Consider the following 21,820-nt stretch of genomic DNA (forward strand, 5'->3'; position numbering starts at 1 on the left):
TGGCAGAATTGAAGGCTGTCATATGAGTCGCTTATGGATAAAAAACGGGACGGTTTCAGTAATATAGGCCGGGTAAGCTCAGCGCCACCCGGCAAGAAAGGCTAGCGGTAATCCTCTGCATCCACATCATATCCGGACGGTTCCCAGCGGATCGCCAGCAGCGACGCCAGGCCGATAAACGGCGCCAGCGCAATCACCCAGAACACGGCGGTATCCAGCGAGGCAACCAGCAGCGGGAACAGGAATAGCGACAGCGTCGAGCTGCTGCGCATCAGCGTCTGGTTGAGGCCCACGCCGACGCCGCGCAGCGAGGTCGGGTAGCTCAGCGAGGCAAACGTCATGGTATGCGCGCCCGGCCCAAAGCCCTGGCCGAACAGGAATAACGCCAGCATCCCGACGGCAACCACACCTTCCGCTGCGCCTTCAGGTCGTCCTACCAGCGCCAGCCCGAGCAGCGCAACCAGCTGGCAGGCATAGCCCGCAAGTGACATCCGCCAGGCACCGAAGCGAGGCACGTAGCGTACCGCCAGCAGCCCGCCGACGAAGGCAAATAGCAGGTTAAGTACCAGAGAAATCAGAATGGTGGTGAGCATCGACTGGACAAAGAAGCTGGAGATGATCACCGGCAGACCAAACGCCACGGCGTTATAGGCGAAGGAAGAGACGACAGACAGCAGCGTGGCGAGCGTCGTGCGGCGTAAATAGATTCCGCGGAACAGGTTCAGGTAGTTTGACCATTTTGCCTTGTTGACCACGGGCGCTGGCTGGCTGAGCGCGTCCTGCGGCACGTGGGCATTGATGTTATAGGACTGGCGCAGGATCGAGGCTGCCTCTTTCAGGTTGCCCTGATTCGCTGCCCAGACCGGCGATTCGCTCATATAGCGGCTGCGGATGGCGATAATCACCAGCGCCGGCACCGCGCCAAAGCCCAGAATCAAACGCCATAGCCAGTCGCTGTGGCTTTCCGGCAGTACGGCGTAGAAGAAGAGCACCAGCAGGTAGGAGATGCTGATGGCGGCATACCAGGTAGGGCACCACATTGCGACGCTGGAGGCCTTATTCCCCGGGCCTTTGAGTTTGGCAAACTCGCTCAGAAACGCCATCGCCACGGGAAGGTCGATCCCCACGCCGAGACCCATCACAAAGCGGGCGCCCGCCAGCGCGTATTCGTTGGGCGCCAGCGCACAGGCGATGGCGGCCACCACGAAGAAGAGCATGTCGGCCATAAAGACCCGGTAGCGGCCAATCTTGTCCGTAAGATATCCGCCGAGCAGCGCCCCGACAATAGCCCCGAAGGTAATGGCCGAGGCCACCATGCCGGTGCCTGCTGGCGTGAGGTTAAATTCGCGGGTAATGTCTTTTATGCCGAAGGCCAGCGCGCCGAGGTCGTAGGCATCGAGGAAAATACCGCCCAGCGCGATACCGATGACGATACGCGCATTCGCCCGTCCCTGAGAACCATGATTGACCAGCCGCGAGACGTCAGCGGCGCTGCGTACCCAATGGACGTCGCCATCCGCTGAATGTTGTGGTGTTGAAAGGGGAGTGGTGTCTGTAATGTCTGCCATTTTCTTCTAATGTGGTTGTGTTGTGTCTCTAACAGTTACCACAGGCAGAAGATGGCCAAAATCACATTTGGCTATAAGGCATAACTAACCTTTCGGAGCGTCTTTTTTCTTCCTCTTGAGCTTCGTCCAGATTTTGGTCTCCTGACGACGCCACAGGCGCTGAATATTATCGTGATGGCGCAGCAGGATAAGGCAGGAGAGCATCGATACCGGGAAGGTAAACTGAGGTTTAAACCACCAGACGTAGAACGGGGCGATCAGCGCGCTGACAATGGCGCCCAGCGACGAATAGCCGCTCAGAAGAATGGTCAGCAGCCAGGTACCGGCCATAACGCCGGTTAAGTCCCAGCCGATAGGCGCAATGGCGCCAAAAGCGGTAGCCACGCCTTTGCCACCTTTGAAGCCGAAGAATACGGGCCAGATGTGACCGACGCAGGCAGCAATAGCAATGAGCCCCAGCCAGAACGGCGTGACGCCCAGCGCATACGCGCCCCAGACGGGTAGCATTCCTTTCAGAACATCAAAAATCAAAACCGCTACGGCTGCTCCCTTGCCGCCAATTCGTAGTACGTTGGTCGCCCCCGGATTCCCGGAACCACTTTCACGCGGGTCAGGTAACCCGGCGATGCGGCAGACCAGAATGGCGCTGGAGATTGAGCCGCAAAGATAGGCGAGGATGATCATTCCAGGCGCGATTGCACTCATAACGCTGTTCCGTTTTGAAAATGTATCTGTATTCTCAGCATCTGTGGATAATACGCATAATTCGCCGGAAGTGGTATCCGGTTTAGCCAAAAAGCAGGCAGGTCGTGATGGATATTGTATTTATAGAGCAACTTTCGGTAATCACCACAATTGGTGTTTACGACTGGGAACAGACCATCGAGCAGAAGCTGGTGTTCGATATCGAAATGGGCTGGGATAACCGCAAATCGGCAAAAAGCGATGACGTGAATGACTGTCTGAGCTATGCCGACATCAGTGAAACGGTCATCGCCCACGTTGAAGGGCAACGTTTTGCGCTCGTCGAACGGGTGGCTGAAGAAGTCGCAGAATTACTGCTGAATAAATTCAACTCACCGTGGGTGCGCATCAAGCTGAGCAAGCCGGGCGCGGTGGCGCGTGCCGCCAATGTGGGCGTTATCATCGAGCGTGGCACAAATCTGAAAGGAAAGATTTAACGTCATAATAGCTAAACCATTGTAGGTTATACCGGTCTTAAGGCTGTATCTTTCTCGGTTGTCTGTAGGGACACCGTTTTTTTATATCTTTTTAGGGGTTTATAGATGAGCGATATGCACTCGCTGCTGGTGGCGGCAATACTGGGTGTGGTCGAAGGATTGACGGAATTTTTACCGGTTTCCAGTACGGGCCATATGATTATCGTTGGCCATCTGCTGGGCTTTGAAGGTGATACCGCTAAAACGTTTGAAGTGGTGATTCAGCTGGGGTCTATTCTGGCGGTAGTCGTGATGTTCTGGCGTCGCCTGTTTGGTCTGATCGGCATCCATTTTGGTCGTCCGCCTCAGCACGAAGGGGCCGGTAAAGGGCGTTTGTCACTGATCCATATTCTGCTCGGGATGGTCCCTGCAGTGGTGCTGGGTCTGGTTTTCCACGACGCCATTAAATCTCTGTTTAACCCGATTAACGTGATGTACGCGCTGGTGGTGGGGGGCTTCCTGCTGATCGCCGCAGAAGTGCTGAAGCCAAAAACGCCGCGCGCGGAAGGTCTGGACGATATGACGTATCGTCAGGCATTTATCATTGGCTGCTTCCAGTGTCTGGCGCTGTGGCCGGGCTTCTCGCGTTCAGGCGCAACCATCTCCGGCGGGATGCTGATGGGCGTAAGCCGTTACGCCGCATCCGAGTTTTCGTTCCTGCTGGCGGTGCCGATGATGATGGGTGCAACCGTACTCGACGTCTATAAGAGCTATCACTTCCTGACGGCTGGCGATATTCCAATGTTCGCCGTTGGCTTCATCACCGCGTTTATCGTGGCGCTGATTGCCATCAAAACCTTCCTGCAGTTGATTAAGCGTATCTCGTTTATTCCGTTCGCGATCTATCGCTTTATCGTGGCGGCTGCGGTGTACGTGGTCTTCTTCTGACCGATTGCCCTCAGTCTTTTGGCTGAGGGCAATGCCGTTCCTTCCAGTCCGATACCACCTGAATTCGCCGTTTCGTGAGCTCTTCCCGAATCTCCGGTCCTTTGAATCCCGCATCAACAACGTCTTTCGTCGGCACCGCTTTCGCCACGTCCCAGGCTTTACGCAGTAAACGTCCCTGCGGGTAATCGCACGCTTCAAACCCGGTACGACCGCGCACGTCCGCTTCGCTGGTGAGCGCAATTTGCTCCACGCGCTGGGGTTTGCGCCAGGCGTCGATGTTATCGAACAGCTTGACGATGGTGGCCGGCTTCAAAATCGGGAAGGTGTGGATCAGGTCGTGGAACTCGGCCACCAGTTTCGCCAGATCGCGGATCTCGTTCGGGACGCGCAGACGCTGGCACAGCCCTTCGACCAGCTTCACCCCAGCCGGGCCGTGTCCGTGGTGGCGAGGCCAGAATTCTTTTGGCGTTAAGCCTTTGCCGAGATCGTGGCACAGGGTGGAAAAACGCACGTCCACGTCGGGGCTGAGCATGGCCGCCATACTGAGCGTCATCAGCGTGTGCACGCCGGTATCAATTTCCGGATGCCATTTCGCCGGAGCAGGAACGCCAAACAGCGCGTCTATTTCCGGGAACAGCACCTTCAGTGCGCCGCAGTCGCGCAGGACCTGGAAAAAGACCTGCGGGTTACGCGTGGTGAGGGCATTTTCCGTCTCTTTCCAGACGCGCTCTGGTGTCAGGTGTGCAAGCTCGCCCGCCTCGGTCATGGCGGTCATCAGCGCCATCGTCTCATCGGCAATACGGAAGCTGAGATGGGCATAACGCGCGGCAAAGCGCGCCACGCGCAGTACGCGGAGCGGATCTTCAGAAAACGCCGGGGAGACGTGACGTAAAAGACGGTTGCGTAGATCGTCCTGGCCGCCATAAGCGTCAACGATCTGGCCGTTCTCGTCCTGCGCCAGCGCGTTGATGGTGAGATCGCGGCGCAGGAGATCTTGCTCTAGCGTGACATCCGGCGCGGCATAGCAGGTGAAGCCGGTATAGCCCGAACCTGATTTCCGCTCGGTACGCGCCAGGGCATACTCTTCGCGGCTTTGCGGGTGCAAAAACACGGGAAAATCGCGGCCTACCTGCTGGTAGCCCGCGTCGAGCATCTCTTCAGGGGTGGCGCCAACCACCACCCAGTCTTTATCTTTGACCGGCAGACCTAACAACGCATCACGTACCGCACCACCGACCAGATAGCTCTTCACGCCTACACTCCCGTTTTCTCTTTTGGCAAGATAATACGTAAGTCTGGCAGAGAAGACGAATTAGTTCATCCAGCGGTCTTTACGCTTACGGCTTGGGATCAGATGCGGCAGAACCAGACCCAGTACCAGACCGACGCCCAGAACGCCGCCGCCATACATAAACCACTGCATGATGATGGTGCGCTGTTTGTCATCAAGCTGCAGATTGGCGGCATTCACTTTCTTCTGCGCGACAATCAGCTCGTTTTTCAGTTTCTGGTTCTCTTCTTTCAGACCGTTAATCACACCGTCGCTTTGCGCGACTTTCTGCTGCATTTCAGCGGTGCGCTGGTTCCAGGTTCCGTCGATGTTGTTCAGCTTGTCGGTCAGGGTTTTCACCTGGTTTTCCAGGTCCGGGACGCGGGTGCGCAGGCTAGGCACGGTGCTTAGCTCTTTCAGCGGGATCCAGGAGGTACGACCGGTACTGTCGCGCACCTGGCCGTAGTTGGTGTCCGCGTTGGTCTGCACCAGCGTCACTTCCTCGCCGGCATTCACCGTGCCCACGAGGCGATAATTATCTCCAGGGCCACTGCGTACCCAGGTGTTCAGTTCGTCAGAAACGTAACGCTTCTCTTCAGCGTGCACTGCGGTTGCGGCGCTAAAAGCGAGTAAAGTAAGTCCAATCAGGCGTAATTTAAGCATCATTAGTCGTTATTTTCATAAATAGTGGAACGATAGTAGTGGCAACAGTGTCTCTACGCAAAGCATTCGTCAGCAATCAGAATCATCTGTGTCACGACTCTATACATTTACGCCCGTCAAATTGCTCATTGCATGGCAATTTGGCGCAAAATACTATGTACTGACAAACAAATGGCGAGGAAGTTCGCCCTCATTGACGCGTCTGTGACGCCCGCAAAAGTACAAGGCTATGGCTCAGGAAATCGAATTAAAATTTATCGTCGAAAAAGACAGCGTTGACGCACTCCGCCAGCGTCTGCACACGCTTTCCGGCGAACACCATGCACCGGTACAACTGCTTAATATCTATTACGAAACGCCGGACAACTGGCTGCGCCGCCACGATATGGGGCTGCGCATCCGTGGCGTGAGCGGTCGCTACGAGATGACGATGAAAATTGCCGGCCGCGTGGTCGGCGGTTTACATCAGCGTCCGGAATACAATATCGACATCAGTAAGCCAGAACTTGAGCTGGAACGTTTCCCGGCGGAAGTCTGGCCGGAAGGCGAGCTGCCTTCCACGCTGGCGGAGCAGGTGCAACCGCTGTTCAGCACTGATTTCTGGCGCGAGAAATGGCTGGTGACGGAAGGCAAAAGCCGCATCGAAATCGCCCTGGATTTGGGCGACGTGAAGGCGGGGGAATTCCAGGAGCCGATTTGTGAACTGGAGCTTGAACTGCTGGAAGGTGATGCGAATGACGTGCTGAAGCTGGCGCGCAAGCTGGTGAACCAGTCCGGATTACGTCAGGGGAGCCTGAGCAAAGCCGCGCGGGGTTACCATCTGGCCGCCGGGAATGCGCCGCGCGTGCTGAAAGAGACGACCATTTTGCACGTTGCGCCGAAAGCCAGCGTTGAAGAGGGTCTGGAAGCCGCGCTCGAGCTGGCGCTTTCTCAGTGGCAGTACCACGAAGAACTGTGGGTGCGAAATGTGAAAAACGCGAAATCCCACGTGCTGGCGGCCATTGCTCTGGTGCGCCATGCCCTGACGCTCTTCGGCGGTATCGTTCCTCGCAAAGCGAGCGCTCACTTACGTGATCTGCTGACGCAAACCGAAACGCTGATGCTCTCCGACGTCTCTGCGCAAACGGCAATCTACAGCCCGCAAAATGCGACGGCAAAACTGGCGCTGACCGAGTTCCTGGTGACGCGAGGCTGGCGTGCCTTCCTGGATGCGAAAGCGCAAACCAAAATCGCGGAAAACTTTAAGCGTTTCGCGGATATTCATCTTTCCCGCCATGCCGCTGAACTGAAGACCACCTTTGCGTATCCGCTGGGCGACCAGTATGGCGATCAGCTTCCCCGTCTTTCGCGCAACGTCGACAGCATGCTGCTGCTTTCCGGCGCTTATGACGGCGTGAAAGCCCAGGCCTGGCTGGAAAACTGGCAGGGGCTGAAGCATGCCATTGAAACCCGTCAGCATATTGAGATTGAGCATTTCCGTAACGAAGCTATTTCGCAGGAGCCGTTCTGGCTGCACAGCGGAAAACGATAACTCTGGCAAGGAACCCCAATAATGCCGCTTTCTTCGCAGTTACAGCAGCAGTGGCAGACCGTTTGCGAACGTCTGCCTGAGTCATTACCGGCGTCATCGTTAAGCGAGCAGGCAAAGAGCGTGCTCGTCTTCAGTGATTTTGTGCAGGAAAGTATCACCGCCAACCCGGACTGGCTGGCGGAACTTGAGAACGCACCACCGCAGGCAGAAGAGTGGCGGCACTATGCTGGCTGGCTGCAAACTGCACTCGAAGACGTTACGGATGAGGCCACGCTGATGCGCGTCCTGCGCCAGTTCCGTCGTCGGGTGATGGTGCGCATTGCCTGGGCTCAGGCGCTGGAACTGGTGAGCGAAGAGAGTACGCTGCAGCAGTTAAGCGAGCTGGCGCAAACGTTGATTGTCGCCGCGCGAGACTGGCTCTATGCCGCCTGCTGTAAAGAGTGGGGCACGCCGTGCAGCGAGGAAGGGGTTCCTCAGCCGCTGTTGATTCTGGGGATGGGAAAGCTGGGCGGCTGCGAGCTGAACTTCTCCTCTGATATCGACCTGATTTTTGCCTGGCCGGAGAACGGCTCCACGCGCGGCGGGCGTCGCGAGCTGGACAACGCGCAGTTCTTTACCCGTCTCGGCCAGCGCCTGATTAAAGCGCTGGATCAGCCCACGCAGGACGGTTTTGTCTACCGCGTGGACATGCGCCTGCGTCCGTTTGGCGACAGCGGGCCGCTGGTGCTGAGCTTTGCGGCGCTGGAAGATTATTACCAGGAGCAAGGTCGCGACTGGGAGCGTTACGCGATGGTCAAAGCGCGGATCATGGGCGACAGCGACGACGCTTACGCCAACGAGCTGCGCGCCATGCTGCGTCCGTTCGTGTTCCGTCGCTATATCGACTTCAGCGTCATCCAGTCCCTGCGAAATATGAAAGGGATGATTGCCCGCGAGGTGCGCCGCCGTGGGCTGAAAGACAATATCAAGCTCGGCGCGGGCGGCATCCGCGAAATCGAATTTATCGTCCAGGTCTTCCAGCTTATTCGCGGCGGACGCGAGCCGTCGCTGCAGTCCCGTTCCTTATTACCGACGCTGAGCGCCATTGCGCAGCTGCATCTCCTGCCGGACGGCGACGCGCAAACCCTGCGCGAGGCCTATCTTTTCCTGCGTCGTCTGGAAAACCTGCTGCAAAGCATTAATGACGAACAGACCCAAACCCTGCCGGGCGACGACCTTAACCGGGCGCGTCTGGCCTGGGGAATGCGCGTGGAAGACTGGTCAACGCTGACCGAACGGCTCGATGCCCATATGGCAGGCGTGCGCCGAATCTTTAACGAACTGATCGGTGATGACGAAAGTGAGTCGCAGGACGATGCGCTTTCCGAGCACTGGCGCGAGCTGTGGCAGGACGCGCTTCAGGAAGATGACACCACGCCGGTGCTGACGCACTTAACCGACGACGCGCGCCATCGCGTGGTGGCGCTGATCGCTGATTTCCGTCTTGAGCTGAACAAACGCGCCATCGGCCCGCGTGGTCGCCAGGTGCTGGATCACCTGATGCCGCACCTGCTGAGCGAAGTCTGCTCGCGTGCCGATGCGCCGGTGCCGCTGTCGCGGATGATGCCCCTGCTGAGCGGGATTATCACCCGTACCACCTACCTTGAACTCCTGAGCGAGTTCCCCGGCGCGCTTAAGCACCTGATTTCACTCTGCGCCGCGTCGCCGATGGTGGCCAACAAGCTGGCGCGTTACCCGCTGCTGCTGGATGAGCTGCTCGATCCGAATACCCTTTATCAACCGACGGCGACCGACGCCTACCGGGACGAACTGCGTCAGTATCTGCTGCGCGTGCCGGAAGAAGACGAAGAGCAACAGCTGGAGGCGCTGCGTCAGTTTAAGCAGGCCCAGATGCTGCGCGTGGCGGCCGCAGATATCGCCGGAACGCTGCCGGTGATGAAAGTGAGCGATCACTTAACCTGGCTTGCGGAAGCGATTATCGACGCGGTGGTGCATCAGGCTTGGGTGCAGATGGTGGCGCGCTATGGCCAGCCGAAACATCTGGCCGACCGTGATGGTCGCGGCTTCGCGGTGGTGGGTTACGGTAAGCTCGGCGGTTGGGAGCTGGGCTATAGCTCCGATCTGGATTTAATCTTCCTCCACGACTGCCCGGTTGATGTGATGACCGACGGCGAGCGCGAGATTGACGGGCGTCAGTTCTACCTGCGCCTGGCGCAGCGCATCATGCACCTGTTCAGCACCCGCACCTCGTCGGGCATTTTGTATGAAGTGGATGCCCGCCTGCGACCGTCCGGCGCGGCGGGCATGCTGGTCACCTCGACGGAGTCCTTCGCTGATTACCAGAAGAATGAAGCCTGGACGTGGGAGCATCAGGCGCTGGTGCGCGCTCGTGTGGTGTATGGCGATCCGCTGCTGAAAACGCAGTTTGACGTGATTCGTAAGGAAGTCATGACCACCGTGCGCGATGGCAGCACGCTGCAAACGGAAGTGCGCGAAATGCGCGAGAAAATGCGCGCGCACTTAGGCAATAAACATCGCGATCGCTTTGATATTAAAGCCGATGAGGGCGGTATTACCGATATTGAGTTTATTACCCAGTATCTGGTGCTGCTGCACGCGCACGACAAGCCGAAGCTGACGCGCTGGTCGGATAACGTGCGCATTCTGGAACTGCTGGCGCAAAACGACATTATGGATGAACAAGAGGCGCAGGCCTTAACCCGTGCCTATACAACGCTTCGCGATGAGCTCCACCATCTGGCGTTACAGGAGCAGCCGGGACACGTGGCGCTGGACTGTTTCACCGCTGAACGCGCTCAGGTAACGGCCAGCTGGCAGAAGTGGCTGGTGGAACCGTGCGTAACAAATCAAGTGTGATATTATCGCGCGCAAATTGTGAATCTTTCTGGAGTCAGGAATGAAAGTAACACTGCCAGAGTTTGAACGTGCTGGGGTAATGGTTGTTGGGGATGTGATGCTGGATCGCTACTGGTATGGGCCGACCAGCCGCATCTCTCCGGAGGCACCGGTACCGGTGGTTAAGGTCGACACCATTGAAGAGCGTCCCGGCGGCGCGGCAAACGTGGCGATGAACATTGCTTCTCTGGGCGCGCATTCGCGTCTGGTGGGCCTGACCGGCATTGACGATGCGGCGCGTGCGCTGAGCAAGTCGCTGGCGGACGTGAACGTAAAGTGCGACTTCGTTTCTGTTCCGACCCACCCGACGATCACGAAACTGCGCGTGCTGTCGCGTAACCAGCAGCTGATCCGCCTCGATTTTGAAGAAGGGTTCGAAGGCGTTGATCCTGAGCCGCTGCACGAGCGTATTAACCAGGCGCTGGGCAATATCGGCGCGCTGGTGCTCTCTGATTATGCGAAAGGCGCGCTGGCCAGCGTGCAGACGATGATTCAGCTGGCGCGTAAAGCCAGCGTGCCGGTGCTGATTGATCCGAAAGGGACTGATTTTGAGCGCTATCGCGGCGCGACGCTGCTGACGCCAAACCTGTCAGAGTTTGAAGCGGTGGCGGGCAAGTGTAAAAACGAGCAAGAGCTGGTTGAGCGCGGCATGAAGATCATTGCTGACTTCGAGCTGTCTGCGCTGCTGGTGACCCGCTCCGAGCAGGGGATGACGCTGCTGCAGCCGGGTAAAGCGCCGCTGCATATGCCAACCCAGGCACAGGAAGTGTACGACGTAACCGGTGCTGGTGATACGGTGATTGGCGTCCTGGCGGCAACGCTGGCAGCGGGTAATTCCCTGGAAGAAGCGTGCTACTTTGCGAACGCTGCGGCGGGCGTGGTGGTCGGTAAACTCGGGACGTCTACCGTTTCGCCAATCGAGCTGGAAAACGCCGTGCGCGGTCGTGCCGATACCGGTTTTGGCGTCATGAGCGAAGACGAGTTGAAAGTGGCCGTCGCCGCTGCGCGCAAGCGCGGTGAAAAAGTGGTGATGACCAACGGAGTGTTCGACATCCTGCATGCGGGCCATGTCTCTTATCTGGCGAATGCGCGCAAGCTTGGCGATCGCCTGATTGTGGCGGTCAACAGCGATGCGTCGACGAAACGCCTGAAGGGTGAAACGCGTCCGGTGAACCCGTTGGAACAGCGTATGATCGTTCTTGGCGCACTGGAAGCCGTGGACTGGGTGGTGTCGTTTGAAGAAGACACACCGCAGCGCCTGATTGCCGGTATTCTGCCGGATCTGCTGGTAAAAGGCGGGGATTACAAACCGGAGCAAATCGCGGGTAGCGAAGAGGTCTGGGCCAACGGCGGTGAAGTGATGGTGCTCAATTTTGAAGACGGGTGTTCAACCACCAACATCATCAAGAAGATCCAGAAAGACAGTCAGTAGTCCGTGCGGGCTGATGCCCTCACCCCAACCCTCTCCCACAGGGAGAGGGCGCAAATCTAAAAAACGGCAACCGAGGTTGCCGTTTTGCATTGATTTTAGGCCTGGTCATCCACCGGTGGAATTGCCGGTGCCGGCTTCACTTCTTCCGGGGTATTGCGGTTTTCCAGCTCGGTCAGGCGCTGTTCCAGCAGCGCCAGCTTTTCGCGGGTGCGCAGCAGAACCTGGGTTTGCACGTCAAACTCTTCGCGGCTCACTAAATCAAGGCGAACTAACTGTGCCTGCAGCGTCTGGCGGATTTTCTTCTCAACGTCATCACCAAATTCACGAATGCCTTTTGGCATGGACTCGTGAACCTGACGCGCAATTTGCTCAATTTTCTTTGGGTCAATCATTGTCGTTTCCCTTGATGGAAAGGTGTTAGTGTCCATTGTAGCGCGTCATCCCCGGGGTAAACAAAATTGTTTGATGCTTATGCATTGCCCAGGATAATCAATAGCGTTATAGTTATCTCGCTTATTCTCAGGGCGGGGCGAAATTCCCCACCGGCGGTAAATCAGCGTGACGCTGAAAGCCCGCGAGCGCTTTGGGTGAATACTCAAAGGTCAGCAGATCCGGTGTAATTCCGGGGCCGACGGTTAGAGTCCGGATGGGAGAGAGTAACGATCCAGTCGGGCATGGGCCCGCTCACGTTATCTTTTTGCCGCTTGTACGGCGCTCCTAAGACTGCCCTGATTCTGGTAACCATAATGTTAATGAGGTTTTTTTACCATGAATCAGACGCTACTTTCCTCTTTTGGCACTTCAACTCAACGTGTTGAACATGCACTGGATGCACTGCGCGAAGGCCGCGGTGTGATGGTGCTTGACGATGAAAACCGTGAAAACGAAGGCGATATGATTTTCGCCGCCGAAAACATGACCGTTGAACAGATGGCGCTGACCATCCGTCACGGTAGCGGCATCGTATGCCTGTGTATTAACGAAGACCGTCGTAAGCAGCTTGACCTGCCGATGATGGTCGAAAACAACACCAGCGCTTTTGGTACCGGTTTTACCGTGACCATCGAAGCGGCGCACGGCGTGACTACCGGTGTGTCTGCGGCTGACCGTCTGACTACCGTACGTGCAGCGATTGCCGATGGTGCGAAGCCATCCGACCTGCATCGTCCAGGCCACGTTTTCCCACTGCGCGCGCAGGCGGGCGGCGTGCTGACCCGTGGCGGCCACACCGAAGCGACTATCGATCTGGTGACGCTGGCAGGCTTCAAACCTGCTGGTGTGCTGTGTGAACTGACCAACGATGATGGCACCATGGCGCGCGCGCCGGAGTGCATCACCTTTGCGCGTCTGCACAATATGCCGGTGGTGACGATTGAAGATCTGGTGGAGTATCGCCAGGCGCACGAGCGTAAAGCCAGCTGAAAGTGCTGATGTGAAAAGCCGGGGAAACCCGGCTTTTTTGTATCTAGTGGTAGTTAATTTTGAACAGTACGACGGTTTCAAAAGGGCCTGAGTCAATGCCCGAACCTTCGGCATGTGAAAGCTCGGCGGTGTAGGTGGTCTCGAACTGCAGCACCGAACCGGTAAAATCAGCATATTCGTCATACTGATTGAAGGTATAGGGCTGTGTGCCGTTAAGAATACGCAGCTTTAAGCCGTTGCCGATCAGCAGTGCCGTGTCATTGGCCGTGAGCGTTTTATCGGTATAAAACGAAGAGTCAATCTTAAACCCGTCAGAGCATTGTGCATCCTGCACCTTAGTCGTTTTTACCGAAAACGTGCGGGTTCGCGTGCCCTGATTCACTATGTCTCGCGCGCTGAAGGTGCCAAAATCGATCTCCTGATTTTCAGGATAAATACTGAACGTTGCCCCGCAGTCCAGCACTTTAATATTTTCCAGTCCATTAATATGATATTTAAGGTTTTTCGCATCAGAAAGGGTGTTTACACCCCCTTTGCCGTCAAACTGCACCACGATGTAATCTCCCAGCGTGCTGACGTACCCCTGAGGCGGCACCGCTTTGAGTTTGACGTACAGCCTGAAGCGCGCCACAAAGGTTCGGGAGGTATGTACGTCCCACGGATTCCCCGAACATACGTATTTCTCCCAGCCCATCGCTTTTAGCTGTTCAGCCGTGTAATTGCTCAGGCTGTTGTTGTCCAGACACTGACGGGTATCCACGCCGAAACTTTGTCCGATAGCATCGTAATCCGCACCTTCGTAGGTCACACCCAACTCGTAATAAGGGTCTGATACCGACGGGTAAGGGTTCACCCAGGCGAATACATCTTCATTCTCATGATTCGAAGCGGTATTTCTGTCGCAGTAAACCGGGATCTTGATGTCGTTGGATTCCCAAATTTTTTGACCTACCGTTGCGTTGCTGGGGATCGAAAATTCAGACACCGTTTTGGTTTGCTCAACCGGACCATTTTGTGTGGCAAGGTAGCAGTTCAGAGCCAGCGCCTGCTTAAGCGGCAACATCACCAACATCAGAAAGAAAAGCTTAACGAGATGTCGCATGTTGCCCTGCCTTGCGCGGCGTCAGTGTGCATTGGGTTGACCCGGAACACGTTAAATCGACCTTGCGTAGCGCACCATAATCATCAATATATCCAATGCCGTAGCCACTCCCTTCAGCTTCGCTTAGTGAGAGGGAGCTGGTTTCAAAAGGGCTAATCATCAGGCTGTCGAAACCCGGGAGCATGGTTTTACCGTTATTGCTCAGCCACGCCAGGGTGATGAAATACGGCGTGGGGTTTTTTATCGTCATCGTTTTGCCAGATAGCGTGACCGCCAGCCGCATTTCCGCGTTTTCGCCTGCTTTCTTGCGAATGGCTTCCGGGCGCCAGAAAAGCTTGATTCGGCTTTGCATCGCCACCTGCATGACGCTGTGCTCTGCGTTCAGGCTGTCACTTTTAGGCGGCACTTCGCGCAGGTTGAAAAAGAACAGGGTCTCCCTGTCTTTAGGCAGCTCGCGTGTTGCCAGCTGTTTTACCACCCGCACCTGTGATGAGGTGCCTGGTTCAATGCGCTGCACGGGAGGAAGCACCATAAAATGGCTGTTCTCTTTGCGACCCTCACTATCTTCAATCCAGGCGAGCGCCAGGTAGGGAAGCGCATGGCTTTGGTTTTCAATCGTCAGGCTGCTGGCTTTGTCGTTTTCAGGAAAGACAATCCGCGTGCGATCCAGATTGATCGCCGCGAATGAGGCGCAGGAGCCAAAGAGAAAAAGGATTGCTGCTAAGAGGTGTGATTTCATCATGATATCTACTGGCAGGGCAGCATAAGCTGCGTCGTGTTTTCCAGAGAAGCGGGCAGGGAGAAGCGGCACTGCTGGCCGTCTCCCCACGTCACCGTAAAATGTTGTTCCGCTTTTACCGCTCCCAGCCAGAGATGGCCGTTTTCGGCAACAATGCTAACCTCGACGCCGGTCTCCTGGTCGTGAACCCGCGCGCCGAGCGGCGGCATGCCGGTGGGCGTGCGCAGAATGCCAACAACATCCTGCCCCTTACGGGTCGCGATTTTTCGATAACCAATGGCCCCCTCGGTCCATGTGGCGCGGATAATGCGATTGTCGACATCAACACCCTCCGGCAGAGCATTGAGATTGACCTGCACACTGGCGGGTAAATAGCTCGAAAAGGCAGGCAGAACGCCAATGCCAAACGCGTTGGTGGCGTCACGGGACATATTTAATGGGATATTGCCGATGCCTTCCGTGCTGACCATGACGCGCGGCTCGTTGCCATAGCTTCGGCGATGCAGTGCGGCACCGTGGGCGGTCGCGGTGAACGAGCCATTCCAGCTTGCGCTAACAGAACGGTATTCGTTGGCCTTATAGCCTCCGGAAAGGTTGAGGTCTCCCGTCCCGGCATAGTGCTGATAGGTACCGCTGAGTTGCGCACCGGCGTCGGGTTTTTCACTTTCCGTACCCGCTGATATCCCCCAGGTGTTATTCCTGTCTGAGGTGTCGTACCAGGAAAGCGTCTGACGCGTATTGTCACTGCTTCTCAGGTCATAATTGAGGCGATGCTCCGGATCGAGGGGAATGCTTAACGAGAGGTAAGCCTGCGTGTCATCGCTCTGATCCTGATAATGTGTTTTGCTCCACGAGACCGTTACACCGAGATTTTTCCAGCGGCCAAAGTCGAAGTTGTATCCTGCTGTTAGCGTTCCGGTGGTGGAGGGGGATCTGTCCCACCACGTCTGGCGCAGCATGCCGAGATACAGGTTCAAAGACAGGGCGGGAATATACTGGCTGGCGGTAATGCTCAGCGTCTGCTTTTCCGTCTCCTGATTGTCCTGCTCATTTTCAAGGAAACGGGCGTAGCTGAGAAAATGGCTGTCGGAGTATCGGTAGCTGGCAAGCGTAAGCTGGCTGCCGGTCGTGTCGAAACGTTTGCTGTAGTTGATGCGGTAGCTGTAGCCCGTTTGTTGATCTTTACCGGTTAGTTGGCTGGTGGCCTGAGTGACATCAAACGAGAGCGCCCCCAGCACATCCATGTTTTGTCCGATGCCAGCGGCCAGCGAGCGATAATCATTGCCGCTATTCAGCACGCCGCCGTACAGCGAGGTTTGGGACATAATGCCCCATGAAAATTCGCTGCTCAAAAACGCATCGCTTTCAATGCGGTGCGAGCTGTCCTCACGGGCTTTCCCTCCCGACAGTTTGTAGCGAACCTGGCCCTTGCGGGTAAGAAATGGCACTGACGCCGCAGCAACCTGGAATGTGCTGGTACGTCCATCTTCTTCAACGACCTTGACGTCCAGGGTGCCCTGCACGGACTGGTTGATATCCTGAATCACAAAGGGGCCCGGCGGCACGTTGGTCTGATAGATAATTCGGTCAGACTGGCTGACGGTCACGGTTGCATTGGTCTGGGCGATACCGGTGATTTGCGGTGCGTAGCCGCGCAGTGACCAGGGGAGCATACGCTCGTCGCTGACAAGTGAGGCTCCGGTATATGAAAAACCGTCGAAAATATCAGACTGGAAATCAGACTCACCCAGCGTCAGCTTTGCGCCAAATGCTGGCAGAGGGCGAAAAAGGTAAGCGCGGGATAAGCGTCCCTCGCTCTGCGAACCCTCATCGGTACGATTGAGGGCGTACTGATAATCTCCCCGTAGCCGCCAGGCGCCCAGGTTGGCTCCGGCGGTTCCGTAGGTGTTCACGTTATCGCTGCTTGATCCTTCATCAGGCTGGTAGCGACTGGCGAAGAGATTGTAATCCAGCAGCGCGCCGAAGACGCCGTTATCCCAGGTGGCGGGCGGCATCCAGTTGGTGGCACGGTACAGTAGCCAGGCCTGAGGAATTGTCACCTCCAGCGTTTGCGTCTGCTGGATAAACTCGAAATGAATCTGAGGCAGCGCGGAAAAATCGACGCAGCCCGCGTTTTCCGTAAGCATGCTGCGGAACTTATCGTCCAGACCGAACGTATCCGCCAGATCTGCCGGAATGCAGACTTCCGTAGTGTCATCTTTTTTTTGCCAGGCCAACTGCCAGCCGTTAGCAAGCGGGGTCTTATTTATTGAGACGGTAACGAAATAGTTTCCCGGAGCAATACGGCTTTTATCTTTGAACTGCGATAAATCAATATTGCTGCGCTGATCTTTATCGATGGCGTTAATGTTAAATTCAACGGCGAGCAGAGGAGGGGGCGTGAGAAAGCCTGCGATGATGATCCATAGTGAACTGTATTTCATCATTCAGCTCTCAAATAAAATTACGGCAATGGCTGGCAAATATATTGCCAGCCGAAATAGATCTAACGGTGTTAGCTTATTTATACAGCAGGACGTAATTTGCGATAGATTCAACCTGACCGGCCGTCGCTGTTTTACCATTGGCCACTTCCATCTGCGCTTTGAAGTGCAGCGTCTGCGTGGTGGAGCCTGCTGACAGATCAACAGTTTCAGCGGAGCCAAGGGTGATTGGGGATTCTGCGTTATCCAGCAGACGAACACCGACGTTCTGTGCGCCACCCGCATAGGTGTTGCTCATCAGGCTGGTATCGGCTGCGTCCGTCGCGGTGCTGCTGAAGGTGACATCAACCTTGGTGACAGGGGTTGCGGTTTCATCTGCAGCATCAAGCTGACAATTTTCCAGATTGATATCAACCGGAACCGCCGTTGATTTCTTGTTGGCATTCATAACTGCAGTAGTCACCTGACCAAGGTCGATCTCTTTATCAACGCTGTCAGGCGCGATGTTACAGGGCGCATCAATGACTATCCCTTTGAAGGTTATTTTTCCGGAGCCTTGATCGTTGGCGAAAACAGGTGCAGACAGGAAAGCGGCGAGTGTCAGTGCGAGAAGGGTTTTATTTCCATTTTTCATTAGAATTTCCTTTACATGAGAATTTTTGAACGGCCAAAAATTTTCTCGGTAAATTTTACATTCTAAATGTAACAATGTGTTGTTAGTAATTATTAAGCCAGATTTAAGATGGCTTATATATATGTGTGTATTGAATGGATGAGTGGTTAATTAAGCTTGAAATACGGGCGCTTATGAAAAAATAAGCGCCATAATATAATATTAACCAATCCCTGCCGTTTGTAACAACACCAGGCTGAATCCCATTACGGACATACCGCATAGCACGCCATAGCTGGGGTTGTTATTGGGGTCGATCTCTTTTGCCAGCGGCATCAGTTCATCTACCGAAAGCGCGACCATAATCCCGGCTACCGCTGCCATAATGGCCGCCATCACCACCGGCGAGACCAGACTGCCAAGGATCAGCCAGGCCAGCACGCCGCCGAGAATCTCAGCCATGCCTGATATTCCTGCCCAGAACACGGCGGTGCGTTTTGAACCGGTGGCGGCATAAACCGGGCCGGCGACGGCCAGTCCTTCAGGAATATTGTGTAAGGCGACCGCCAGCGCGATGCCAAAGCCCATTTCCAGATTGCTGCTGGCCGTCACATAGGTGGCGACCCCTTCCGGGAAGTTATGCAGGCTGATGCCCAGCGTCAGCAGAACCGCTGTTCGCTTAATATTCCGCGGTATAGGCGTTACGTTTTTCTGCATTAAATCTTGCGGATGCGCGTGCGGTAGCATTCGGTCGAGGGCAAAGTACCCCAGCAGGCCAAAGACAAACATGCCGTAACCCAGCAGCGGAGACATGCCTTCTGTGCCCAGCGCGGCAGGTAGCATCTCCATCAGGGAGATGAGCAGCATGATCCCGGCAGCAAAGCCCAGCGAAAAAGCCAGTACGCGGTTAGACGGCTTCTGGCCAAGCACGCCGAGGATCGCACCAATGAAGGTCGCGGCACCCGCCAGTATGGTCAGGATCAAGGGGACTGACATGCATTGCTCCTTATGATAATGATTCTCATTAATGGTAATGATTCATTGCGCGCAAAGCGAGAGAGGGGGCTCTGTTTTACACATTCCTTACATTCAAATTTCCTGATGATGATCTTCACGCTTATCAGCGTTCATCTTTGCCTGATTGCGCGTAATGTAGCACCATTAAATTGACACCTTCTGTAAGGATATCACCATGACTTCTTCCCGTATGCCAGCCCTGTTTTTAGGCCACGGTAGCCCAATGAACGTTCTGGAAGACAACGTCTATACCCGCGCATGGCATCATCTGGGCGAGACGCTGCCGCGTCCAAAAGCGATTGTGGTGGTGTCTGCGCACTGGTTTACCCGTGGGACGGGCGTGACCGCCATGGAAACGCCAAAAACGATTCATGATTTCGGTGGTTTCCCGCAGGCGCTGTATGACACGCATTATCCGGCCCCCGGCTCGCCCGAGCTGGCACAGAAGCTGGTTGATTTGCTGGCACCTGTCCCGGTCGCGCTCGATAAAGAAGCCTGGGGCTTTGACCATGGCTCGTGGGGCGTGCTGATTAAAATGTATCCTGATGCGGATATCCCGATGGTGCAGTTAAGTATCGACAGCACCAAACCCGCGGCATGGCACATGGAGATGGGCCGTAAGCTGGCATCGCTTCGTGATGAAGGCATCATGCTGGTGGCGAGCGGCAACGTGGTGCATAACCTCCGCACGGCACGCTGGCACGGTGAAAATACCCCGTACCCGTGGGCGGCCTCTTTTAACGACTACGTAAAAGCGAACCTGACATGGCAAGGCCCGGTCGAAGAGCATCCGCTGGTGAACTATCTGGATCACGAAGGCGGTTCGCTCTCTAACCCGACGCCGGAACATTTCCTGCCGCTGCTGTACGTTCTTGGCGCGTGGGACGGCCAGGAACCGGTGACGATCCCGGTCGACGGGATTGAGATGGGGAGTTTGAGTATGCTGTCGGTACAGGTGGGGTAAAAACATGCCGGGTGGCGGCTTCGCCTTACCGGGCCTACACGTCGAGCGTAGGCCCGGTAAGCGTAGCGCCACCGGGCAAGTCTTACTCAATAAAAATATGCGGATAGAATCGTGACAGATCCTGCGTGATCAGCGCGCGATCTTCGCGGATGCCAATCCCGGCAGGTTGATCGTTGATGAGCCAACTGCCAATCAGCGTATAGCTGTCGCCAAATTTCGGCAGTTGATAAAATTCCTGGACGATCATCCCTTCCTCGCCGTAAGGCCCTTCAACGGCTTCCAGCGTCTTACCGTCTTCGATAATCGATACGTTTGCCCCTTCGCGGGAGAAGATCGGCTTAACGACGTATTTTTCCATTTGTGGGAAATCGTCTTCCGCAAAGTAGGCTGGCAACAGGTTCGGATGGTTCGGGAACATCTTCCACAGCATCGGCAGCAGGGCTTTGTTGGAGATAATGCTCTTCCAGGCCGGTTCCAGCCAGCGTACGCCAGCATCTTCCAGCTTGGTGGAGAACATCTCGCGCAGCATGTATTCCCACGGGTAGAGCTTGAACAGGTTGCTGATGACCTGATCCTGCATATCCGTAAACTGACCTTTTTCACCCAGGCCGATATCCTCGATATAGAGGAACTCGGTCGCCACCTCCGCTTCTGCAGCACAGTCTTGCAGATACTGAACCGTGCCACGGTCTTCTTCCGTATCGCGGCAGCAGGCGAGATGCAGCAGGTTGAAACCATGTTGTTCGCGCAGCTCGGCAAAACGCTCAATCAGCTTTTCCTGCAGGCTGTTGAACTGGTCGCTGCCTTCCGGCAGGTTTCCGGCATTGGCCTGGTCTTCCAGCCAGACCCACTGGAAGAACGCCGCTTCGTACAGGGATGTCGGCGTATCGGCGTTGTTTTCCAGAAGCTTAGGTTCACCCACGCCGTCCCACGCCAGATCGAGGCGAGAATAGAGCGATGGCTGGCTGGTTTTCCACGACTGGCGCACAAAGCCCCAGGTGTGCTTTGGAATGCGGAATTTTGCCATCAGCTCGTCGCTGTCGATGACTTTTTCCACGACCTTCAGACACATCTGGTGCAGCTCTGCCGTCACTTCTTCCAGTTTTTCAACCTGGGCCAGCGTGAGCTTGTAATAGGCGTCTTCACACCAGTACGGCTCGCCGTACATGGTGTGGAAGTTAAAGCCGTATTCGGTGGCTTTTTCACGCCAGTCCGGGCGCTCGGTGATACTGACTCGTTCCATGATCAGCCGCCCATTGAGCGAGTAGAGGAGGTGCCTGTTGCGCTGCGTTGCATACTGGTCTGTTTCGCCACAGACTCACCGAACCCGCCGCGGGTGATGGTGCTGGTGGTCGCCGGTTTCGGTGCCATTGCCGTTTTCGGTACCGTCACGGTACGACCAGGGGTGGCTGCACCATAGCCTTTGCCGCTGGCATCGGTATATTGACCGTAAGCCGGGCTGGCCGGGTTTTTCGAGCTAAAGAGTGGTTGCTGCTGGTAGCCTGCGCCGCCGCCCATCAGACGACCCATCATGTAACCTGCCATCAGCGGCATCCAGAAGCTGCCGCTGGACTGCGCCTGCGCCTGATTTTCAGGTGCGGTACCCGCCTGAGCCGGTGCCTGCTGGCATTGACCTTCACCGAACTCTGCCACGCAGTCTTCGCGTGAGGCATATTTCGGCGCGGTGCGTTCCGCTTCTTTCAGCGCGCCAGTGTATGCCGTCTTACATTCGGCAGCTTTACCGGTTGCGGCAGAGCAGTCGTCCGCGTTTTGATACAGCGAAACCGTTTCGTCGTTTTTCTCACAGCCTGCCAGCATAAAGACAGCCGTGACCGCCAGCGCAACAGGAGTGAGATGACGTGCGTTCCAGCTTTTGCGGAACGACGCGTGATTGATGGATTTTGTCCGTTTCATATTTGTCTTCCAGGACCCAGTGGTAATAACGCTCAGGATAGAGGATGAGTGGTTGAAAATGAAGCGAAGAGGGGCGGAATCAGGGGGATCTTTACGTTGGCTTACGTTCGGGTGTGA

At 55.9% G+C, this 21,820-nt stretch carries 19 protein-coding genes and 1 riboswitch; of the genes, 7 read left to right on the forward strand and 12 right to left on the reverse strand.

Annotated elements, in window-relative coordinates; all coding sequences use genetic code 11:
- Positions 1-101: 101 nt before the first annotated feature.
- Positions 102-1,568 carry an MFS transporter gene (locus tag E3U32_RS10295; protein ID WP_134348710.1) on the reverse strand — a complete coding sequence of 489 codons (1,467 nt, stop codon included), beginning with the start codon at positions 1,566-1,568 and terminating at the stop codon, positions 102-104.
- Positions 1,569-1,652: 84 nt separating this feature from the next.
- Positions 1,653-2,273 carry a glycerol-3-phosphate 1-O-acyltransferase PlsY gene (gene plsY, locus E3U32_RS10300; RefSeq protein ID WP_134348711.1) on the reverse strand — a complete coding sequence of 207 codons (621 nt, stop codon included), beginning with the start codon at positions 2,271-2,273 and terminating at the stop codon, positions 1,653-1,655.
- Positions 2,274-2,380: 107 nt separating this feature from the next.
- Here plsY and folB point away from each other — a divergent pair, with 107 nt between their 5' ends.
- Both folB and bacA read left to right on the forward strand, forming a co-directional pair.
- Positions 2,381-2,749, forward strand: a complete 369-nt coding sequence (gene folB, locus E3U32_RS10305) for a bifunctional dihydroneopterin aldolase/7,8-dihydroneopterin epimerase (RefSeq protein ID WP_134348712.1) — start codon at positions 2,381-2,383, stop codon at positions 2,747-2,749.
- A 105-nt stretch (positions 2,750-2,854) separates the two neighbouring features.
- Positions 2,855-3,676, forward strand: coding sequence for an undecaprenyl-diphosphate phosphatase (bacA, locus tag E3U32_RS10310; protein ID WP_134348713.1), 822 nt, complete (start codon positions 2,855-2,857; stop codon positions 3,674-3,676).
- 10 nt (positions 3,677-3,686) lie between these two features.
- Here the strand turns inward: bacA and E3U32_RS10315 are convergent, their stop codons facing one another.
- Both E3U32_RS10315 and E3U32_RS10320 read right to left on the reverse strand, forming a co-directional pair.
- The gene (locus tag E3U32_RS10315; RefSeq protein ID WP_134348714.1) at positions 3,687-4,928 is read right to left on the reverse strand and encodes a multifunctional CCA addition/repair protein; all 1,242 of its coding nucleotides are present in this window, start codon (positions 4,926-4,928) and stop codon (positions 3,687-3,689) included.
- A 60-nt stretch (positions 4,929-4,988) separates the two neighbouring features.
- The gene (locus E3U32_RS10320) at positions 4,989-5,609 is read right to left on the reverse strand and encodes a TIGR04211 family SH3 domain-containing protein (RefSeq protein WP_134348914.1); all 621 of its coding nucleotides are present in this window, start codon (positions 5,607-5,609) and stop codon (positions 4,989-4,991) included.
- Positions 5,610-5,838: 229 nt separating this feature from the next.
- On the opposite strand from E3U32_RS10320, the gene E3U32_RS10325 reads away from it, so the two are divergent.
- The 3 genes from E3U32_RS10325 to hldE are packed head-to-tail and all read left to right on the forward strand — an operon-like array spanning position 5,839 to position 11,488.
- Positions 5,839-7,140, forward strand: coding sequence for an inorganic triphosphatase (locus E3U32_RS10325; RefSeq protein ID WP_134348715.1), 1,302 nt, complete (start codon positions 5,839-5,841; stop codon positions 7,138-7,140).
- 21 nt (positions 7,141-7,161) lie between these two features.
- Positions 7,162-10,017 carry a bifunctional [glutamate--ammonia ligase]-adenylyl-L-tyrosine phosphorylase/[glutamate--ammonia-ligase] adenylyltransferase gene (gene glnE, locus E3U32_RS10330; protein WP_134348716.1) on the forward strand — a complete coding sequence of 952 codons (2,856 nt, stop codon included), beginning with the start codon at positions 7,162-7,164 and terminating at the stop codon, positions 10,015-10,017.
- A 40-nt stretch (positions 10,018-10,057) separates the two neighbouring features.
- Positions 10,058-11,488 carry a bifunctional D-glycero-beta-D-manno-heptose-7-phosphate kinase/D-glycero-beta-D-manno-heptose 1-phosphate adenylyltransferase HldE gene (gene hldE / locus E3U32_RS10335; RefSeq protein WP_134348717.1) on the forward strand — a complete coding sequence of 477 codons (1,431 nt, stop codon included), beginning with the start codon at positions 10,058-10,060 and terminating at the stop codon, positions 11,486-11,488.
- A 95-nt stretch (positions 11,489-11,583) separates the two neighbouring features.
- On the opposite strand, the gene ubiK is transcribed toward hldE, so the two are convergent.
- Positions 11,584-11,880, reverse strand: coding sequence for a ubiquinone biosynthesis accessory factor UbiK (gene ubiK / locus E3U32_RS10340; protein WP_013098757.1), 297 nt, complete (start codon positions 11,878-11,880; stop codon positions 11,584-11,586).
- A 119-nt stretch (positions 11,881-11,999) separates the two neighbouring features.
- Positions 12,000-12,150: riboswitch (FMN riboswitch) on the forward strand.
- A 106-nt stretch (positions 12,151-12,256) separates the two neighbouring features.
- On the opposite strand from ubiK, the gene ribB reads away from it, so the two are divergent.
- On the forward strand, positions 12,257-12,910 hold the full coding sequence (ribB, locus tag E3U32_RS10345) for a 3,4-dihydroxy-2-butanone-4-phosphate synthase (protein ID WP_023309208.1): 654 nt from the start codon (positions 12,257-12,259) through the stop codon (positions 12,908-12,910).
- A 43-nt stretch (positions 12,911-12,953) separates the two neighbouring features.
- Here ribB and E3U32_RS10350 read toward each other — a convergent pair whose 3' ends face one another.
- The 5 genes from E3U32_RS10350 to zupT form a co-directional block, all read right to left on the reverse strand.
- Entirely contained in the window at positions 12,954-14,012 is a 1,059-nt protein-coding gene (locus E3U32_RS10350; RefSeq protein WP_134348718.1) for a type 1 fimbrial protein, read from the reverse strand.
- Positions 13,996-14,754 (reverse strand): fimbrial biogenesis chaperone, encoded by a 759-nt coding sequence (locus tag E3U32_RS10355; protein ID WP_134348719.1) that lies wholly within the window; start codon positions 14,752-14,754, stop codon positions 13,996-13,998. The genes E3U32_RS10350 and E3U32_RS10355 overlap by 17 nt, the downstream gene beginning before the upstream one ends.
- A gap of 5 nt (positions 14,755-14,759) precedes the next feature.
- A complete protein-coding gene (locus E3U32_RS10360; protein ID WP_134348720.1) occupies positions 14,760-17,198 on the reverse strand; it encodes a fimbria/pilus outer membrane usher protein in 2,439 nt (812 codons plus the stop codon).
- Positions 17,199-17,271: 73 nt separating this feature from the next.
- The gene (locus tag E3U32_RS10365) at positions 17,272-17,829 is read right to left on the reverse strand and encodes a fimbrial protein (protein ID WP_134348721.1); all 558 of its coding nucleotides are present in this window, start codon (positions 17,827-17,829) and stop codon (positions 17,272-17,274) included.
- Positions 17,830-18,030: 201 nt separating this feature from the next.
- Entirely contained in the window at positions 18,031-18,804 is a 774-nt protein-coding gene (gene zupT, locus E3U32_RS10370; protein WP_134348722.1) for a zinc transporter ZupT, read from the reverse strand.
- A gap of 196 nt (positions 18,805-19,000) precedes the next feature.
- Here zupT and ygiD point away from each other — a divergent pair, with 196 nt between their 5' ends.
- Entirely contained in the window at positions 19,001-19,789 is a 789-nt protein-coding gene (ygiD, locus tag E3U32_RS10375) for a 4,5-DOPA dioxygenase extradiol (protein ID WP_134348723.1), read from the forward strand.
- An 82-nt stretch (positions 19,790-19,871) separates the two neighbouring features.
- Here the strand turns inward: ygiD and E3U32_RS10380 are convergent, their stop codons facing one another.
- The gene (locus E3U32_RS10380) at positions 19,872-21,032 is read right to left on the reverse strand and encodes a glutathionylspermidine synthase family protein (protein WP_134348724.1); all 1,161 of its coding nucleotides are present in this window, start codon (positions 21,030-21,032) and stop codon (positions 19,872-19,874) included.
- A 2-nt stretch (positions 21,033-21,034) separates the two neighbouring features.
- Positions 21,035-21,703: a DUF1190 family protein gene (locus tag E3U32_RS10385; RefSeq protein WP_134348725.1), complete on the reverse strand. Its 669-nt coding sequence runs from the start codon at positions 21,701-21,703 to the stop codon at positions 21,035-21,037.
- Positions 21,704-21,820 lie beyond the last annotated feature (117 nt).

The sequence above is a fragment of the Lelliottia nimipressuralis genome, from assembly GCF_004402045.1.
Lineage (GTDB): Bacteria > Pseudomonadota > Gammaproteobacteria > Enterobacterales > Enterobacteriaceae > Enterobacter > Enterobacter chinensis.